This is a genomic window from Vibrio sp. JPW-9-11-11 (assembly GCF_013369335.1).
Taxonomy (GTDB): Bacteria; Pseudomonadota; Gammaproteobacteria; order Enterobacterales; family Vibrionaceae; genus Vibrio.
Window position 1 is genome coordinate 115195 of sequence record NZ_SZQJ01000036.1, and the last position, 18129, is coordinate 133323.

Here is an 18129-nt window from a genome sequence, read left to right on the forward strand (position 1 = left end):
ATCAAGGATTGGAGATCAAGCATGCGCGTTGCTTACGTTGTCAAACGTTACCCAAGATATTCTGAGACATTTATTGTCAACGAGATTTTAGCTCATGAGCAGGCTCATCAAGAGCTATTCATTTACGCATTATTGCCCCCTCAAGATACGCACTTCCAAGACATAATTTCTCGAGTAAGAGCGCCAGTCGCTTACTTGTCTGCTAAGGCAGAACGAGCCAGCAGTTTTTGGGAGAAGCAAAAGGCGGTTGCGCTGTTATACCCTATGATGTGGGCCGCCTTAAGTCAGTATCCAAAAGCCAGTGCGCGCGAGGTACTGCAAGCACTCGAGCTATGCGAACACATACGCAAAAAACGCATCACTCACCTTCACGCTCACTTTGCAACTACCGCCACAACCGTGTCGCAAATCGCCAGCGCGATTACAGGCGTCCCTTATAGCTTTACCGCTCATGCAAAAGACATTTTCCATCAAGAGGTCGATAAAAAACTGCTGTTGAAAAAGTTTGATTCCGCGCAATGCGCTATCACAGTGAGTGACTTTAACGTCACGTACCTAACTCAACAACTCCGGGTCCCCAAACAACAGCTCAAACGTATCTACAATGGTTTAGACCTTGATGAGTTTGCTTTCCACTCTCCTAATTTACGCGAACCTGTTATCTGTACGGTAGGCAGGCTGGTTGAGAAAAAAGGCATTAGCGATCTCATTGATGCTTGTGCACTGCTTAAAGAGCGCGGCGTGGTGTTTCATTGTCAGATCATTGGCAGTGGCGAACTCTACCAGGCGCTCAAACAGCAGATCAACTCACTAGGTATGGAAGGTCAAGTGAAAATGCTTGGCTCTTTACCACAGAAAGAGGTCAAGCAGTATTTGCAACAAGCCGCGTTATTCGCTGCGCCATGCATCGTCGGCCATGATGGAAATCGAGATGGATTACCGACAGTGCTTCTTGAAGCCATGGCGATGGGCACCCCTTGCATCTCTACAGACGTAACCGGCATCCCAGAAGTCATTCAACATGAGGTAACCGGGCTGATGATAGAACAGCGTAATCCTGCCCAACTTGCCATTGCAATCGAGAGGCTGTTGTCCGACAGCGAATTTAGAGTCAGCCTCGCCAACAACGCACGACAGAAAATAGAGCAAGACTTTGATATCCATCTAAATGCAGCACGCATTCGTCAATGCTTTTGTCGACCTGTCGATCACCCTCTATCTGACGAGCAGGAGTAGCAAATGAATGTCGCCTATGTATGCTCTGACCGAGGGGTTCCTATTTTTGGCACCAAAGGATGTTCGCTCCATATTCAGGAGGTGTGTCAGGCTCTATCACAGTATCAGATTTCTTTTTCACTCTTTGCCGCCAGCCTTGGCGGGCAGTGCCCAAGTCAACTTCATCCAAATGTGGTTTATCAAATTGCTCACCAACGAATAAAAGATCGCGCCCAACGCGAACAAGCCGACATCGAGGATAATCAAGCGACACTTGAACTGCTCGCCAACGCAGGTCCTTTTGACTTTGTCTACGAACGTTATTCGCTCTGGAGTCATGCAGGTATGACCTACGCCAATGCTATTGGGGTCCCCGGGATCCTCGAAGTGAATGCGCCCTTGATTGAAGAGCAAGCACGCTATCGCGGCTTAGTTGACCATGCCTCGGCTGTTTCCATCTCAGAGCAATGCTTTAGCCACGCCACCCATATACTCGCGGTGTCGAAAGAGGTCGCACATTACTTAAACCAGTTTCCTCAGGCCAGAGGCAAAATACAATTGCTACCCAATGGCGTGAATGTTGAAAGATTTTCCAACTGTCGTTCTCACGCCATCACCAAGCGGCCATTTACCATTGGCTTTGTCGGAACCTTGAAACCTTGGCACGGGGTTGAGTCACTGATCGAAGCCTTCGCTCAACTTTACCCACTCCATTCACACATTCGCCTGATGATTGTCGGCGATGGACCACAACGCCCTGCGCTGCAAGCCCAGATAGACTCGTTGGACCTTAATCATGTCGTGCAAATGACAGGCGCTGTCAGCCCAGCAGAAATGCCCGACTACCTAAGCAAAATGGATATCGGTGCTGCGCCTTACCCTGACAATATCGAGTTCTATTTTTCACCACTCAAGGTGTTTGAGTACATGGCGGCGCAACTACCTGTAGTCGCAAGTCGTACCGGACAGATAGGTGATGTCATTGAGCACAAGGTGCACGGCTTACTCTATTCCCCCGGAGACGTGCAGCAACTGATCGAGTGCTTGGACTATTTAATCACACATCCCAATGACGCAACGCTACTGGGTAAACAAGCGCGTTATGAAGCTGAGCAAAAACACAGCTGGCATCAGCGAGTAGGTCAACTGTTGAACTGGTTGGCCTTACCTACAAGGGTACACTGATATGGCAAGAGCAACGGGGCTCAAAGATAGCCTGCCAAAATTGCGGCGCTTTTTTTATCATGTTCGCCCTTACATCATAGAGAAACGGGCGCTCATTGCCGCAGCTTTTGTTGGGTTGTTCATCCAAATGCTACTGCGCTTGCTAGAGCCGTGGCCATTGAAATACATTATTGATCGGTTAATGACACCGGACCCAAGCAGTGCTAAGCACCTAGATATACTGCGCAACCTCGAGATTTCTCACTACTTTGCTGCCTTGGCGTTGGCACTGGTCGCCATCACTTTGCTCCGTGCATTAGCGACTTATACCACTACCATCTGCATGGCTTTAGTCGGCAATCACGTCATCATTCGCCTTCGTGCTCAATTGTTCGATCATCTGCAAAGGCTCTCTCCTGTGTTTTATCAAAAACAGCGTAGTGGCGATCTTGTGGTTCGGCTGATCAGTGATATGGGAATGATGAAAGAGGTCGCGGTGACAGCAGCGGTCCCGCTCTTGGGCAACTCCCTGATCTTCATTTGCATTGTGTCGGTGATGCTGTGGCTCAACTGGCAACTAGCTTTACTCTCTCTGTCTACCCTGCCGTTACTGTGGCTGTTCACCCTCAGCAGCAGTAAACAAATTCATACCGTTGCGCGCAAAAATCGACAAAGGGAGGGGGTGATGGCAGCGACGGCATCAGAGTCGATTCATGCGATAAAATCGGTCCAAGCCCTGACGTTAGAAGGACGGTTTTCGTCAATCTTTGGCAGCGCGAATAACAAAAGTCTTAAAGAAGGGGTGAAGAGCAAACGTTTGATTGCCGGGCTACAACGCAATGTGGACATTCTGATTGCTGTCTCCAGTGCTATCGTCTTATGGTTCGGCTCATTACAAGTGATGGAAGGCAAGCTAACCGCAGGTGAGCTTGTGGTGTTTATCTACTATCTGAGGCGTGTTTTTCGCCCTATCAGAGACTTTAGCAAATACACCGCACGTCTCGCCAAAGCATCGGCCGCAGGAGACCGAGTTCTTGATGTGCTCAATCAAGAACAAGATGTTCGAGACCAACCCGATGCAATTGATGCCCCCAGTTTTGTTGGCAACATCGCCTTCGAGTCGGTGTCTTTCTCCTATCTAGGGGATGCCAAGCATCACCTAAATAACCTCACACTAAAGCTCAACGCCGGAGAAAAAGTCGCGATAGTTGGTCCCTCTGGCAGTGGTAAATCCACTATGGTCAACCTTCTGCTTCGTCTTCATGACCCACAGCAAGGCCGGATCACTATTGATGACGTCGACATCCGAACCTACCGCCTCGCCAGTTTACGCAATCAAATTGCCGTTGTTTTGCAAGAAACAGCCCTGTTTGCGACCTCTATTGCCGAGAACATTACTATCGGGCAGCAGGGTTATTCAATGCAGCAAATTATTCAAGCGGCCAAATTGGCCGAAATCCATGAATTCGTCGCGTCTTTACCGCAAGGATATGACACTGAAGTCGGGGAACGTGGGGTAACACTTTCTGCTGGTCAGCGGCAACGGATCGCGATTGCTCGAGCGGCCCTTAAACAGGCGCCAATATTGATTCTTGATGAGCCCACCACAGGATTAGATCCGGTAACAGAAGCGTCGGTCAGCCGTGCTTTATACAGACTTTCCGAGGGCCACACCGCCATTATCATTACCCACCGCAAGGAGATCGCTAAGCAGTGCGACCACATTGTGTATATGGACAAGGGCCAACTTTCTGAGCAAGGCACACATCAAACGCTGCTTGAAAAAGCAGGGGAGTATAGATCGCAGTTCGGAGCATTAGCGGGGGCCAACAATGACCAGTGAAGAATTAGAGATTATTGCTCGTGATCCTTCTCTTCCTGGATTGAGCCTAGTGCTTAATGAAAGGAAACTAGGGCGAGTATTGCAATCACTGCACCCTAGCCTTGCTTTCGACTCCATCACTAAGTACTACATTCGCTACAAAAAGGGGACGAACTGCTTAGTCAAGTATCAGCTCAGCCATCAGGGCGTCTGCCATTCACTGTACGCTAAAGCCTATGTTCCGAGCGACGCCGACAAACTGCATAAACGTGAGCCATCTTCAACCTTGTCTCCTCCACTCCGCTTTACCTTGCAACAAGAGTCTGTACTGATCGCCTATTTTCCTCACGACGAAAAACTCGCAGTAATGTCGCGTCTGATTGAACCGCTTGCACGGGAGCAACTACTCGAGCGAGTACTTTATCAACCACAAGACTTCACAGGCTCGTCAATTGAAACACTGCAATACAAACCTGAAAGGCGCTTTGTTGGTTTGTTATCTGCACCGACAGGCCAACGTGCAGTAATCAAGATCTACACCAAAGGGCGCTATGAGCAAGCTAAGCGCGCGCGGCGTCAATCGGTCAACGGACGTCGGCCGCTTCGTTTGATTGGACGTAGTAATAAGCACCATATTCTGGTTTATCAATGGCTAGAAGGAACACCTCTCAGCCAGCTCTGGAATCAAGTTGATTTCGACCCTATTCAACTCAAGCGAACTGGCAAGCAGTTAGCCTTGTTCCATGGTAAATCTGCAAAACAGACCCTGCCCGAGCGTCATAATGACGAATACTGCCAACAGCTGAATCGAGTCGCGAAGAATACCGCTGACCTACTCCCAGAATTGCAACAGCAGACCGAATCGATCGCGCTGCGTATTGGTTATGGCGTGCTCAGACTCACCTCAGCCAAAACACGCATTCATGGTGATTTTTACGCAAAGCAAATCTTGGTGTGCCCAAAAGAAATAGCGTTGATCGACCTTGACGATGTCTGCCGCTTTTATCCAAGTTGCGATCTGGGGTTGTTTATCGCTCACCTTGAGCGAGATCGAATCGCAATGCGCCTCAACCAAACACAAGTCGACACTTACCGCAGTGCTCTGCTGCAAGGATACCAAGCCCAGAGGGGCTTTTTCGAAGATGAAGTCCCTCTTTTTACCGCCGCCGGACTATTGCAGCTGATTCATCACCCCTTTCGCAATAATGAACCTAATTGGCCCGCGCGAACCCGAGCTATCTTGCAGGCCAGCCTTCGCCATCTAGAGCAGTTTGAATCAAATCAACAAGGTAACTATCGCGTTTGCAGTGATCCCGACATGCCTTTTCTACACCAACTGCTTGATGTCAAGGCGATGAGTAGCGCAATCCAAGATGCTCTCTCTCTACATCATCCTGAGTTAAAGACTAAGCGCTTGCGCAAAATCACCCCATTGCGACATAAAGTAGGTAAACGCATCTTGCTTGAGTTTGTTTTTTCAGCAGACGGCCAACAAGAGTATTGCGTAATTGGTAAAGCGCGAGCGAAAGGGTTCGACAGGAAAACTTGGCGAGCGAATTGTCGCCTGCAAGAACTGGGGTTTGCTACTGACTGCGCTGATAAAATTGAAATTCCTAAACCTCTAGGATATTTGGCTTCACACCATATCTGGATGCAATCTAAAGTGAACGGCCAAGCGCTGTTTCCGCACTTTTGTGCAAACGATGGAACTTGGGTTGCCGAAAGAAGCGCCGATGCACTATACAAATTACATGCAAGTGGTGTTGAGCTAGAGAAAATGCACACTCTGCAAGACGAGCTCAAGATCTTGCGCCGCGCTCTAGCATCCGTGGCCGAACGTCACCCTGATTGGCAAGCTAGGTTAGACGTGCTATACGCGCAATGCCTCCTGCTAGCCGATAAACTACCTCCGCCTATGGCTTGCCCTATTCACCGAGACTTTTATCACGACCAACTGCTTGTTGAAGGCGACAAACTGTATTTGCTCGACCTCGACTTGCTGTGTATCGGTGACCCTGCCATCGACGTGGCCAACTTTATCGCACACATAGAGGAGCAGTGCCTGAGAGAATTTGGAAACATGAATCATGCTAGACGCCAAGTAGAAACGTTTACCGCTCGATATCAAGATCTTAGCGGCCAGGACATCACACAACAAATAGCGATTTATCGAATGCTAACACTGGCTAGGCACCTGTACATTAGCCAGAGAATCGCGAGTCGAAACAGCATCACTTACTCACTACTTGAGTACTGCGAGTCTCAAGCCCATGGACTGATTAGAGGAAGTTATTCAAGCAAAGAAATGGACATAAGACATAATCCAAGGAGTGAACGATGAAAATAGCCATTGCTGGCACCGGCTATGTCGGGCTATCGAACGCCATGCTGTTCGCTCAGCATCATCAGGTAGTAGCATTAGATGTAGTAGAAGAAAAAGTCTCACAGCTCAACAAGAGGATTTCACCCATCCTTGATAAAGACATTGCAGATTTTCTCGCCAACAAGCCAATTGACTTTGTTGCCACCACAGACAAATACCAAGCCTATTGTGATGCACAAATTGTCATCATCGCTACACCAACTGACTACGACCCAACCACTCAATACTTTAATACACTCTCTGTTGAATCGGTTATTCGAGATGTCAAAAAAATAAACCCACAGGCTACCATGGTAATAAAGTCTACCGTTCCTGTTGGGTTTACAGAGCGAATAAAACAACAGCTTGATTGTCAAAACCTGATTTTTTCACCTGAATTCCTTCGAGAGGGTAAAGCGCTACATGACAATTTATACCCGTCTAGAATCATCGTTGGTGGATGCGATAACAGGGCAAAACAGTTCGCAAATCTGCTTATTGAAGGGGCTTGGACGAAAGAGATTCCAGTACTCTTGACTCACTCAACAGAAGCAGAAGCGGTGAAGCTTTTTTCTAATACTTACCTTGCTATGCGTGTCGCTTACTTCAATGAATTGGACTCCTATGCAGAAGCCCATGGCTTAAGTAGCCGAGATATCATCAAGGGTGTCTGCCTCGATCCGAGGATTGGCGATCATTACAACAATCCCTCTTTTGGCTATGGCGGCTATTGCCTATCAAAAGATACCAAGCAGTTGCTGGCAAACTACCATTCTGTGCCCAACACTATTATCAGTGCCATCGTGACAGCAAATCGTATGCGTAAAGATCATATTTCCGATTCAATCGTGAAGCGTTCGCCGCAAGTCGTCGGCGTTTATCGGTTAGTGATGAAATCAGGTTCAGATAACTTCCGCGCTTCATCCATTCAAGGCGTTATGCGCCGCCTACAAGAGAAAGGGGTTGAGATTGTCATCTATGAACCCGCTTTAGAGCAGCAAGAATTCCATCAAGCAAGAGTATTGAAAGACTTAGAGACTTTCAAAACTCTCTCAGACCTCATTATTTGCAACCGGATGAGCAAAGAGCTATACGATGTTTTAGACAAGGTTTACACTCGAGATCTATTCGGTTGCGACTAGTCTTTATTCACTGCCCTCGGCAAACGCATAGGCATTCTTGCCTGACTTTTTCACCTTATACATGGCGTCATCGGCTATTTTGAGCAAATCTTTTAGATTGTCAGCCTGCTCGGGATAAGAGGCGATACCGATACTAGCGTGGACTTTCACCATATTGCCTTGCACTTTGATCGGCTCAGCCAAGGTGCTGAGAGTGCGCTGAGCGATACTCTCCGTATCATTGGCGCCGGACTGGAGAATGACAAACTCATCACCACCGATGCGAGCGAGCATGTCGGTGCCACGAATGACGGATTTGATTCGCTGCGCGACGATTTTAAGTACTTCATCGCCAATATCATGACCGTGTTTGTCATTGATCTGCTTAAAGCCATCAAGATCAATAAACAACACTCGAACCCCTTCCCCTTCGCGCGTTGCTTCAATAAGTGTTTGCTTGGCGACTTCTTGCATATGGTGCAGACTTGAAACTTGGGTGAGAGTATCGGTCATCGCGATATCATGAAGGCGTTTTCGTGCTTGTTCGACTTCTGCAAGTGCTTGGTAGAGTTCTGTCACGTCATACTCTACCACCAGTAGCAAAAACTCCCCGGTAAGCGGGTGGCGCGTGCGACGAATATCCAGTGCATGCTGGCGCTCTCCTAGCGCAGTGCGCATGATGTAGTCCCAGCGTCCTCCTTGTTGTTCGATGGCGGTAGCCAAGCACTTTCGTCCTTGGTCAGGGCAAGCAAAGCGCGCAACAAAGGTACTTGTCTCATCTGGGGTGCGATTTGTATTGAGGTGTGCATAGGTTTCGGTAGCCGCTGGGTTTTCAATCACCACTTCACCAGCCTCAGTAAAGGTGGTGGCAGCCACTCGGGTGTAGCGCATGGCTTCAACCAACAAAAGATTTTCCGGTTGCTCGCCTAGTTCAACTTTCTCATTGATAAAAGCTATGATGCCGCGATGTTTGTCTGGGCCTAGTAACACCGCTCGGTGCATCATAAATACAGTTTTGGGTTTGCCGTTTGGGTAGGTAGTCCAAGGGTCGATAGTCAGACCATTCTTCGCCGCCAATTCAAAAGTTTGCGCCGTTCTGTCCTTGGCCCCTTGCGTATCTCCAGACAAATCCTTGTCGATCAATTGCTGAACGTTATCTAACCCCCAAAATTCTACCGCCGCTTGGTTTCCCCACCACCAGCCGTGCTTATCGAGATCAAAAAACCATATCACATTCGGGATAAGCTCATACAAGGCAAGTTCATCGTGACTGGCTATATGAATCAAGTGTTCGTAATTGTCGCTGCTTTCCATGCTTTGAATCTATCTATCCACTCTATATCGCGATGGTATCACAATAATATCGTCGGTATCGTCAGGCAAACTGGTTTCGCAACGCGACTCTGTGATGCACTCAAAAAATAAAAAGCAATGTAGCTATTGGGAAATGCAAAAAGCCCGCTGAGTAACAGCGGGCTTTTCTAAATAGTGGCGGAGAGATAGGGATTTGAACCCTAGATACGCTATTAACGTATGCCGGTTTTCAAGACCGGTGCTTTCAACCACTCAGCCATCTCTCCGTTTCGGCTGGTATAGTAGGTACATGCCCGATCGATGTAAAGCGTTAATTTACCTCAGGTTGTTTAAGTGCTTATAATATATACAGTTATCATTGACTAAGTAGATAAAGCCCCGTGTGACATCGCTCGCAACTGATAGATCGAAAGCTCTAATTAGAAAAGTACAATAAAATAGTGTTTTATTAGTATATCATTGAAATATAAGAATTAAACACTGTTCAGTTAACGCTTGTACGCCCGAAAGTCATTGCACAACAGTGTGAACTATATCAAAATTAGCGAATTAACTGGCTAGTGTGTTCAAAAACTGAGGTTTTTATGAAAGTCGCTGACTTATTTAAACATCGTGGTGAATCAAATTCTAAGCAGCATTCTGAATTTATGCAGTGGATGACTCCAACTGTTCGCGAATACTGGGAAGAAATTGTCAACAAGGCTCATAACCGCCACCTGTTTACGCGTCTACGTGATTTTCATGTCCCTGCAGTTAACGATGAAGTTGAGGCACCACAACCAAAACCTATCGAACTCAAGCCAGAAGCTCAGCGCCTTTACAATGAGTTGCAGGCTAAGCTAGGCGAAGTTATCCATACCGGTGACTGGTTTGATGTAACACAAAAGCGCATCGATCAGTTTGCGCAGGTCACTGAAGATATGCAGTGGATCCACACCGATCCTGAGCGCGCAGCGGTCGAGTCTCCGTTTAAAACCACCGTGGCTCACGGCTTTCTGACGCTGGCATTACTGCCTAAACTCACCGACAGCGTCGATCCCGAAAACAACTTATTCCCGACCGCCAAGATGATCGTGAACATTGGTTTAAACCAAGTGCGTTTTCCTTACCCGGTTAAAGCGGGCAACCGCGTGCGAGCAGTGAGTACTTTGGCGAAAGTGACGCCAATTCGTAAAGGATTAGAGATCGAGCGAGAAATCAAAGTAGAAATTGACGGTGTGCGTCGCCCTGGTGCGGTTGTTACATCGGTAATCCAGTTGCACTTCTAAGGCTCAACCTAATACTACTTCCATTAAAAAAGGGTACGTTTTCGTACCCTTTTTGTATTTGTTGAGTGCTTCTTAGCTCATGGTGTAACAACAACCTAGTTGGAAATCCTCGCCATTTTTCGCGGTGTACTCTTTTTCTTCGGTACACGCTCTCGGCTTACCTCTTTCGTCCCCTTTCACTAGGCTAATCCAATGGCGCATTGCTGCCATACCCGCCATTTCTTGTGGGAAAGTGGTACAGGTTTCAAGCTGGATATCTTCGATATCAATCAACTCAACACAACCGGTTCCTTTATGGCAACCTAGGGTCACTTCAACATGGCTTCCAGTCCCATCGCGGAACAAGATAGATTCGGGATCTTCCTTCTCGCCAGTGAAAGCAACAAAGTGCTTAGGGTGCTTTAAGCCGCTATGTCGGCCGTCTTTAAAGTAGGCCATTACGTGACGGTAATCGATCACGTAAGCGGTCACCTCTTTATGAGAGCCACTTTCTAGTGGGAAGAGACGGTCAAGGAGCTGTTTCGCTTTCACTTGTTTTTCCATCGCTTGACTCGTTTCTACCGCGAAGACTGCTTCAGCGATAAATGGCTTATTTTGTTTTTGGATTTCAGTTTTATCGAATGTCAGCATGTTCATGGCGTTTCCCTCGCGGATATTTCACAACTTTTAAGTCCTAGAGCAAATATTCGAAATCGGCGTTTAACTGTTTTTGCAGATTTGTGACTTTGCTTACTTTGTATACTAGTGAATTTTTGACTACAATTTCACAACAAAAATTTTACAGTGTGAATTTTACAAAATGCCAGTGTCAAAAAGCTTAATTCGTCAGTCTCATTTTTTGGGTACTAAGATAAGAAACCTTAGGAAACGCAATCACTTAACTATGGAAGATCTCTCTGCACGTTGTATTCGTGTTAGCCCAGAGTACGCGCCTTCTGTTTCTTACTTATCGATGATTGAGCGTGGAAAGCGGGTTCCTAGCATCGACATGCTCGAGGTGATTGCCGAAGTATTTCAAAAAGATCCGACTTGGTTTCTTGACGACGAACCTGAGCAAGCCGATATCACCCCCGATAAAGGTAATCGAGGTGGAATAAGTGGCATGGCGCTCGAACCGAGCTTTCTTTTTTCTAACGACATCTTACAAATCGCGATCCCAGAGATGCTATCGCAAACTGGTATTACCGGTCGCCAATTCGCTCATCTTCTAATTCGTGCCCACCAAGAAAGTAATCAGAACCACTTCCCCGATCTTGAACGTGCGGCGGAAGAAGTGGGGCTAAAAAGGCTCAATCTCTCAGCAGAAGACTTAATGGACATAGCACGCAGTTTAGGCCTAACCATTCGCTGGGTGTCTCAACCTCCTAAGGATGTCGTAGACGAGCTTGGCGTCAGCGCCAAACAGGTCGTCACTTCGTTTTTTGAGCCACCTGGAACCATCTTTCTCAATGAGATCTTAAAGCACTATCCGACACGGCTTAAATATGATTTGGCGGTTTATATCGGCCACTGTGTTCTGCACAGCAAAGAAGGGCTTAAGAGCGTCCTGTCGGTTGGCCATGCGAATAGTTGGGAAGAACATGACCAAAGCACCTCGACATCAGAGCTCAACTCACAAGATATTTTGCAAGCTTGGCGTGACTTCGAATCGAGCTTTTTCGCTGGCGCTTTATTGTGCCCCAAAGTGCCCTTTAGACAACTTCTCGATAGGAGCGGTTACGAAATCGATGTGCACCTAAAAGCTGGGGTTTCTCCTTCTGTAGCGATGCGACGCATGACCGTCGTCTCACCCTACCCGCATTGGCACTATTTTGATGCTTATGGTCAAAACAAACTCAAAGCCGTGTATCGAGGCAATGGCATTCCCCTACCCTGGGGAAATATGCGTAAAGTCAATGACCCGTGTCAGCACTGGGCGGTGTTTCGTCGCTTGTCAGAACCTCGCCTAGGCAGCTCTGCACAAATTTCTATTCTTAACGTGGGTGATGAACCAAGAATATATTGCTGTGAATCAGTGAATATGACCGACCCGGCTGGCAATAACCGTGTACTGTGTGCAGGCATCGACCTCAATCCTGCCATTGATGCACAAGGAGGCAACTCAGTCGAGCTGGCTGAAGAACTGAAGGCGCTTTGCGTAGGACAGGGAGGTAGCGCCCCGATTCCGCGTCATATCCAAAAAGAGTTTACCACCATCGCTAAGATTCTAAATATCAATTGGATTGAGCGAGGGCTTGAGTCTGATGCTCGGGTTATTTGTTCACGCGGCGCAGTGTGCCCGAGAAAGCCGAGTTGCTATAGCGGCTGCCAAGACGCCTAGCCTGAAAAGAAAAAAAGCCAACCACAATCACCGTGGTTGGCTATATATAAGTGTGAACAAAATGGGTTCACTAACAACGTCAGTTGGCTAGGTGACCCTCGGCTTAATAAGGGTCATCTTAAGTAAAGCAGAAAGCGTGCCAACTTTTAAAACACAATATATGGGCATTTTTGGGCGAAAAATAACCTATTTCACAAAAACCAGGCGCATAATGAAGTCGCAAATTAAAAATCCATGCAAAATGCAAATCCGTGTGATTGCAATATGCAAAATGGCACAAGGTTTGAGTTCTTGACCTACTATTGTTCTCCTTCCCCCGAGCACATAACCAAGCATTCAGGGTTAGCGTTTACGAAACACCCAAATGGGCCCGATCAGGAGAAATTGCACATCTTCGAAAAAGGATGGTTTCTTACCTTCGATTTTGTGTCCGATAAACTGAAGCAACCACAAAACTGCAAACAAAACCAGCGACACGAGTAACACGGAGATTTGTAATAACTCAAGAGACCAAATAAGCGAGATGCAAGCCAATGAGAAGCCAAGCATCATCAAAAACACACTCAGTGACAAGCGATAATAGAACACCATAGTCGGAGCCAAGGCTATCCATACCCAGTTTAAATTCAAGCCATATAAAGGAATGGGAGGGATAGACCATAGCAACCCTACTACGGAAAGAAATATGCCCGGCACAGCGACTTTATGAATCTTTTGATTGACCGGGTGTTGGTGGCTTTCGCCGTACTCCTGCAGCCATTGAGTGAGATCTTTCATACCATCTCCTAAACTCATTATCTCTTATTTCTATAGCATGAGTTTACTTCCCATGCTGACGGACAGAGCTAATCTGTGAGAGTTTTTTGTTTCTGGCGACGCTTTTCTTCATACATGCGCTGATCGGCAAGTTTCAACATCTCATCAATATCTGTGAATTCATGCTGATAGAGCGCATAACCAATACTCACTTTCAGATTGATCAGGTGGTGATCGTAAATTACGGGTGTCTGGCAAATGGCCTTTTGCAGTTCGATGTTGATGATATCAATATCTTCAACCTTCTCAATTCTCGACAATAAAATTAAGAACTCATCACCGCCTAAACGGGCGACCACATCAGACATCCGCAGAACACTTTTCAGCCTCTCAGCGGTCGCGATTAACACTTTGTCACCTGCCGAGTGCCCATAGGTGTCATTGATCGCCTTAAACTGGTCCAAATCAATATTCAAAATGGCAAATTTGTCGCTTGCGGTGCCTTTTTTAAGCGCTTCAAAATGTTCAGTTAGGGTGTACATAAAATAACGACGATTGGGCAAGTGAGTAAGCTCATCTTGTAGTGACCGTTTACTGGCGGTAACAAACAGCCGATAGGTCAGCGCAAACGCCATCACCAGCAGCACTATCATCGGGTAGCCGATAAGACGCACCGCATGAACACGATACCAAGCACTGTTTGCCAATAAATCCTGTTTGGTCGAAGCCGCCAACACCCAGCTACCATAGGGGAAGTGAACTGACTCGATGGCAAAAGCATTATCAAATGTCGATTGCTCACCGTAGAACAGATCGCCTTCCATACCTTTACTATCTGTGCCTCGAATCGCTAAGTTATGGTTAAACTCAAACGAAGCGATGCCCGCTTCGGTAAAGAGGGAAGAGAGTGAGATAACTACACTGCAAACACCCCAATAACGAGTATTGTAGGGAGGGTCGGTGAAAATCGGAACTCGTACGATCACAGCACGTCCACCTTGAACAAGGTTGACAGGGCCTGCAATAAATATCTCTTGAATTTGTTGAGCTTTTCTCACCGTTCGCCATTGTTCTGGAATCGTTCGATAATCCAGACCCAAGGCTTTTTCATTGCCCTGTAGCGGATAAATATGCTCGATCACATCATTGGGCGCTAAGCCGATCAGCTCAATATGGCGACTTTTGCGCATCACACTAGAGGCAATCAAAGCCCAGCCTGAGAATTCGAAGTCTTGATTCGCCGCCACTAAGGTGGAAAGACTATTTGCCACATATACATCAGAGACAATAGCGGTTTCGATTTGAGAACGAACAATCGACAACTCTTCTTTGGCTTTAGCCAATAAGCTATCTCGAAGGAACGATTTTTGGCTACGATCAAGAGACTCCACCATTACAATAGAAAAAATGAATGAAATCAGAAACAAGCTATAAATAAAGTAGTGCTTGCCAAGGCGATAGGCCATCCGTCCCCCACAGCGTGTGTTATATTTGTGAGCCAAAACGGCTTTGCTCACTCACACGAAAGTCAATGTTAAATATTCTAGTTATTGTATAAAAATACATTAAAGTAGTGATGTTTTCATCGTCTAATCGATAAAAATATTGATAATTAGGCTCAGTTTTGTTGGTCAATAACCGTATTCGCACATAAGGCCACCGCCAATACGCCCTCTTTGTATAGGTTAACCACCCGTTAACGTAAAGTAAGCAAGCAAATTTAACCCGACTTTGACCCATCACTCACATTCATCATGGAAATGTCGGTTACATTCGTTAGTTTACTCGTAATGACTAAGGTCAAATTTTATGCGTCGATTGCTTCTCGGTTTGTGCCTTGGTGCCGTTGTTCATTATTCAGCGTTCGCCAACAACCAACCCTCAACTTATCAAGATTCCGCCGACTTGATCCGCAATACATATGAAAGCCAGCTCTACACTTTGCCCGCTTTCAAGGAGGGCCATTACGGTTTACGCATGTATCGGCAAACCCGAGATGAAAAATACGCCGCCGCAGTGTGGACTGATATGGCGCGAGTCACTAGTCGACTTAATCGATTCTCTGCCGACGTTCACACACCAGAACAAATCCTCATTTACGCCGAAAAAAGACTCAGTGGCTATGCAGATGAGACCGATGAACGCAGCTTAAGACGCTATAGCGTCACCAAACATATGCCTGAATACCTTTACCTTGGGGTCGATCTTCTGGGCTCTATGGCACGCGCCAATGAGTACGGTCTGAAACACAAAGATGACCAAAAATTGCGTTCTGTGATCCGCCGTTATGATTTTAGTCGCTACGCGACTAACCCTGACATGATTAAAGCGTGGGCCGCGCAACTCGCCAACCAAGTATTTTGGCTACGTCAATTGGGAGAGCAAGACATCGTAGAACCCTTTATAAAGGCCTTTAGAGAAACGTATCCCGATGAGCAAGATAAGGCACTAAGCAAACAACAATATGGCAACAAAATTTATGGATTGACCCATATTGTGTTTGCCGACTCCGAATACTATCAACATCAAGTCAGTGAACAGCAATATCAATGGATCTATGACTACTTCCGGACCAACATCGACACCATCTTACTGCGTGCCAAAGAGGATGTGATTGCAGAGGTCGGGATAAGTTTTCTCCTCGCAGGGTTAGACGATGACCCGGTGGTGGACAAAACCCGTCAAGCCATTCAAGCGTCAATTAATAGAGATAAAGGGATGATTCCTTGGGTGAGTGGGGATTTTGACCTTAAATATGGTGAACATCGCAACGTTCTAGCAATCATGTTGCTCGACTGGCAACAAGTGAATCACGCGCCCACCGTCGCGAGTGATCCTAGCGTTTTTTCTAACCTGCCTTATGGCTTAGTGCCCATTCAACACCATCGCGATAAATAGTGTCACCGAGCCTATCGCAAGCGGCGCGCCGTTATTTCAATACGGCGACGCCTCCATTAGAACATTTGATTATAAGGCACTGGCTCTTGATAGCGCGAGGGCCGAAAGCCTCCTCAACAAATAAACGTCAAAGATTAATCACTTACATAATTTCTATTCAGAATACAATACGTTAGTTATGTGTCAAAAATTATGCACTTGATCTCACACCTTTTGTTATAAGCACTTTAACTCATATCAAACCAGCAGCACGTTAATTTCTCTAAAATTTTTTCTTGGTTCAGACTTTCTTTTTTCTTCTAGACTTTGCTTGAGGGACTACGTATCGAGGAAATTATCAATATGCCACAACTTGCTGGGCAAAAAATTGAAGAAATGGCCGATATTCAAGCCAAGCGCAAGCGCAGAATGGTGATGCTCTGTTCTGCTGTCGGACTGTTTTATCTCGCTTTCTACAGCGTGGTTCGATTTGCTGAGCACAATTTCTTTCTTGGTCCGCTCAACTTGTTCTCTTCACTTGTGCTTGCCTGCAATTTACTCTACCTCTACCGCAGTTCCTCCGCCAACCATGCCAGCCTTATCTTAAGCGTGGTATTAATCGTTCATGCACTGCTGTTTTTAACCAGTGGAGACAGTGTCGTTGACCGTTTATTGTGGATTTATCCCATTTTAGCTGTCGTCGTTTTCGTTAACCCTTTTATCCCAGGAGTGATCGCAAGTGGCGCACTTTCCGTGTTAACCAGTTATTTCGTACTGCAAGCGCCCTCACAGCAGTTAACCTTAGATAGTGAGCAAGTGCGCTTTCTGTTAAGCCTTACTGCACTATTTATGTTGTGCAACATCTATGCATTCTATCATTGGAAAGTACTCACTTTCGTGCGAAACCTTTACAGTGAAGGAATTGAAGACTTAGCCTATCGAGACCAACTAACGGGCCTTGCGAATCGATGGAGTTTTGAGAACTGGGCGACAGATAAGCTTGAAGAGATCAAACAGAACGATACATTGACAGCCATGGTGTTCCTTGATATCGACAATTTTAAATCGATTAATGACACCTATGGACACGATGTCGGTGATCGCGTGCTGAAGCATTTCGCCAGTCGACTCAGAAACAACATCCGTAACAAAGACCGAAAAACCAACAAGTATGATTATTCCATCGCTCGCTTTGCGGGTGATGAGTTTGTACTTCTCATTTACGATATTAAAACCGCAAAAGATCTCGACAACATTCTCCAGCGCGTCTGTGACTTATTCACCCGCAGCTACCAAGTGTCAGAGCGAATCAACGAGCTGACGATCAGTGCTGGTGTCGCGCTCTACCCTCATGACGCAGAAACGTTACCAGAACTCACTCGATGTGCAGACAAAGCGATGTACGCAGCAAAGCATGGCGGAAAAAATCAATATCGCTTCTACAACGACACTCATGCTGTGCTGCAATGCAAACAAAAATTGGCGAGCGTTACTTCTATAAAAAAGGCTAGCGGGTCATATACATGACCCATAATGAGAGGGCCATCGCCACAATCAACCATGCGGCATAGCGAACGGTGTTTACCTTGTCTTTTTTAGGTTTGATGATCGGTTTTAGCGCAGCACGCCTAGCCGCTCTAGCCGTCGCGGCAATAGTACCTTTCTCAATGCTTTCTTCACGACGCTTTTGCGCTTTCTGAGCGGCTTTACCAAACCGGTGCAGCTGATCGGCGGTGAGATCTTGGCTAGGATCGTAGCGATTACTCGGATCTTTATGTTTTGGTACAACTGCCATAAGCCCTCCTCGCCAATGGACGTCTCTCAATTAAGTATAGTCAACTCTGTTATACGTCACCTTGGTTATAACTGAAGCAACTTTCGACAAAACCGAAAGACGTACTCCTCCTTGA

The 18129-nt window shown here is 46.6% G+C and carries 14 protein-coding genes and 1 tRNA gene; 9 read left to right on the forward strand and 6 right to left on the reverse strand.

Going from position 1 to position 18129, the window contains the following annotated elements; genetic code table 11:
• The first annotated feature begins 21 nt into the window (after positions 1-21).
• The 5 genes from FCU94_RS16425 to FCU94_RS16445 are packed head-to-tail and all read left to right on the forward strand — an operon-like array spanning position 22 to position 7705.
• Positions 22-1236, forward strand: a complete 1215-nt coding sequence (locus FCU94_RS16425; protein WP_176289553.1) for a glycosyltransferase — start codon at positions 22-24, stop codon at positions 1234-1236.
• 3 nt (positions 1237-1239) lie between these two features.
• Positions 1240-2400 (forward strand): glycosyltransferase family 4 protein, encoded by a 1161-nt coding sequence (locus tag FCU94_RS16430; RefSeq protein WP_176289554.1) that lies wholly within the window; start codon positions 1240-1242, stop codon positions 2398-2400.
• Between the two features lies 1 nt (position 2401).
• Positions 2402-4222: an ABC transporter ATP-binding protein gene (locus tag FCU94_RS16435; protein WP_176289555.1), complete on the forward strand. Its 1821-nt coding sequence runs from the start codon at positions 2402-2404 to the stop codon at positions 4220-4222.
• Positions 4212-6542, forward strand: coding sequence for a phosphotransferase (locus FCU94_RS16440; RefSeq protein ID WP_176289556.1), 2331 nt, complete (start codon positions 4212-4214; stop codon positions 6540-6542). Before FCU94_RS16435 ends, FCU94_RS16440 begins: the two co-directional genes overlap by 11 nt.
• Positions 6539-7705 carry a nucleotide sugar dehydrogenase gene (locus FCU94_RS16445; protein WP_176289557.1) on the forward strand — a complete coding sequence of 389 codons (1167 nt, stop codon included), beginning with the start codon at positions 6539-6541 and terminating at the stop codon, positions 7703-7705. Before FCU94_RS16440 ends, FCU94_RS16445 begins: the two co-directional genes overlap by 4 nt.
• 3 nt (positions 7706-7708) lie before the next feature.
• Here FCU94_RS16445 and FCU94_RS16450 read toward each other — a convergent pair whose 3' ends face one another.
• The gene (locus FCU94_RS16450) at positions 7709-8998 is read right to left on the reverse strand and encodes a GGDEF domain-containing protein (RefSeq protein ID WP_176289558.1); all 1290 of its coding nucleotides are present in this window, start codon (positions 8996-8998) and stop codon (positions 7709-7711) included.
• A gap of 175 nt (positions 8999-9173) precedes the next feature.
• A tRNA-Ser gene (locus FCU94_RS16455) sits at positions 9174-9264 on the reverse strand.
• Between the two features lie 318 nt (positions 9265-9582).
• Between FCU94_RS16455 and FCU94_RS16460 the strand changes: the two genes are divergently transcribed.
• A complete protein-coding gene (locus tag FCU94_RS16460; RefSeq protein WP_176289559.1) occupies positions 9583-10266 on the forward strand; it encodes a MaoC family dehydratase in 684 nt (227 codons plus the stop codon).
• Positions 10267-10338: 72 nt separating this feature from the next.
• Here the strand turns inward: FCU94_RS16460 and FCU94_RS16465 are convergent, their stop codons facing one another.
• Positions 10339-10902 (reverse strand): hypothetical protein, encoded by a 564-nt coding sequence (locus tag FCU94_RS16465; RefSeq protein WP_176289560.1) that lies wholly within the window; start codon positions 10900-10902, stop codon positions 10339-10341.
• A gap of 163 nt (positions 10903-11065) precedes the next feature.
• On the opposite strand from FCU94_RS16465, the gene FCU94_RS16470 reads away from it, so the two are divergent.
• Positions 11066-12586 carry a DUF3612 domain-containing protein gene (locus FCU94_RS16470; RefSeq protein WP_176289561.1) on the forward strand — a complete coding sequence of 507 codons (1521 nt, stop codon included), beginning with the start codon at positions 11066-11068 and terminating at the stop codon, positions 12584-12586.
• Positions 12587-12928: 342 nt separating this feature from the next.
• On the opposite strand, the gene FCU94_RS16475 is transcribed toward FCU94_RS16470, so the two are convergent.
• Together FCU94_RS16475 and FCU94_RS16480 are read right to left on the reverse strand one after the other, a co-directional pair.
• Positions 12929-13363, reverse strand: a complete 435-nt coding sequence (locus FCU94_RS16475; RefSeq protein ID WP_176289562.1) for an Mpo1 family 2-hydroxy fatty acid dioxygenase — start codon at positions 13361-13363, stop codon at positions 12929-12931.
• 68 nt (positions 13364-13431) lie between these two features.
• On the reverse strand, positions 13432-14808 hold the full coding sequence (locus FCU94_RS16480; RefSeq protein WP_176289563.1) for a diguanylate cyclase: 1377 nt from the start codon (positions 14806-14808) through the stop codon (positions 13432-13434).
• A gap of 343 nt (positions 14809-15151) precedes the next feature.
• On the opposite strand from FCU94_RS16480, the gene FCU94_RS16485 reads away from it, so the two are divergent.
• Both FCU94_RS16485 and FCU94_RS16490 read left to right on the forward strand, forming a co-directional pair.
• On the forward strand, positions 15152-16240 hold the full coding sequence (locus tag FCU94_RS16485) for a DUF3541 domain-containing protein (protein ID WP_176289564.1): 1089 nt from the start codon (positions 15152-15154) through the stop codon (positions 16238-16240).
• 342 nt (positions 16241-16582) lie between these two features.
• Positions 16583-17746, forward strand: a complete 1164-nt coding sequence (locus FCU94_RS16490; protein ID WP_176289565.1) for a GGDEF domain-containing protein — start codon at positions 16583-16585, stop codon at positions 17744-17746.
• On the opposite strand, the gene FCU94_RS16495 is transcribed toward FCU94_RS16490, so the two are convergent.
• Positions 17727-18014: a hypothetical protein gene (locus FCU94_RS16495; protein ID WP_176289566.1), complete on the reverse strand. Its 288-nt coding sequence runs from the start codon at positions 18012-18014 to the stop codon at positions 17727-17729. The two genes, FCU94_RS16490 and FCU94_RS16495, sit on opposite strands and share 20 nt — an antisense overlap.
• Positions 18015-18129 lie beyond the last annotated feature (115 nt).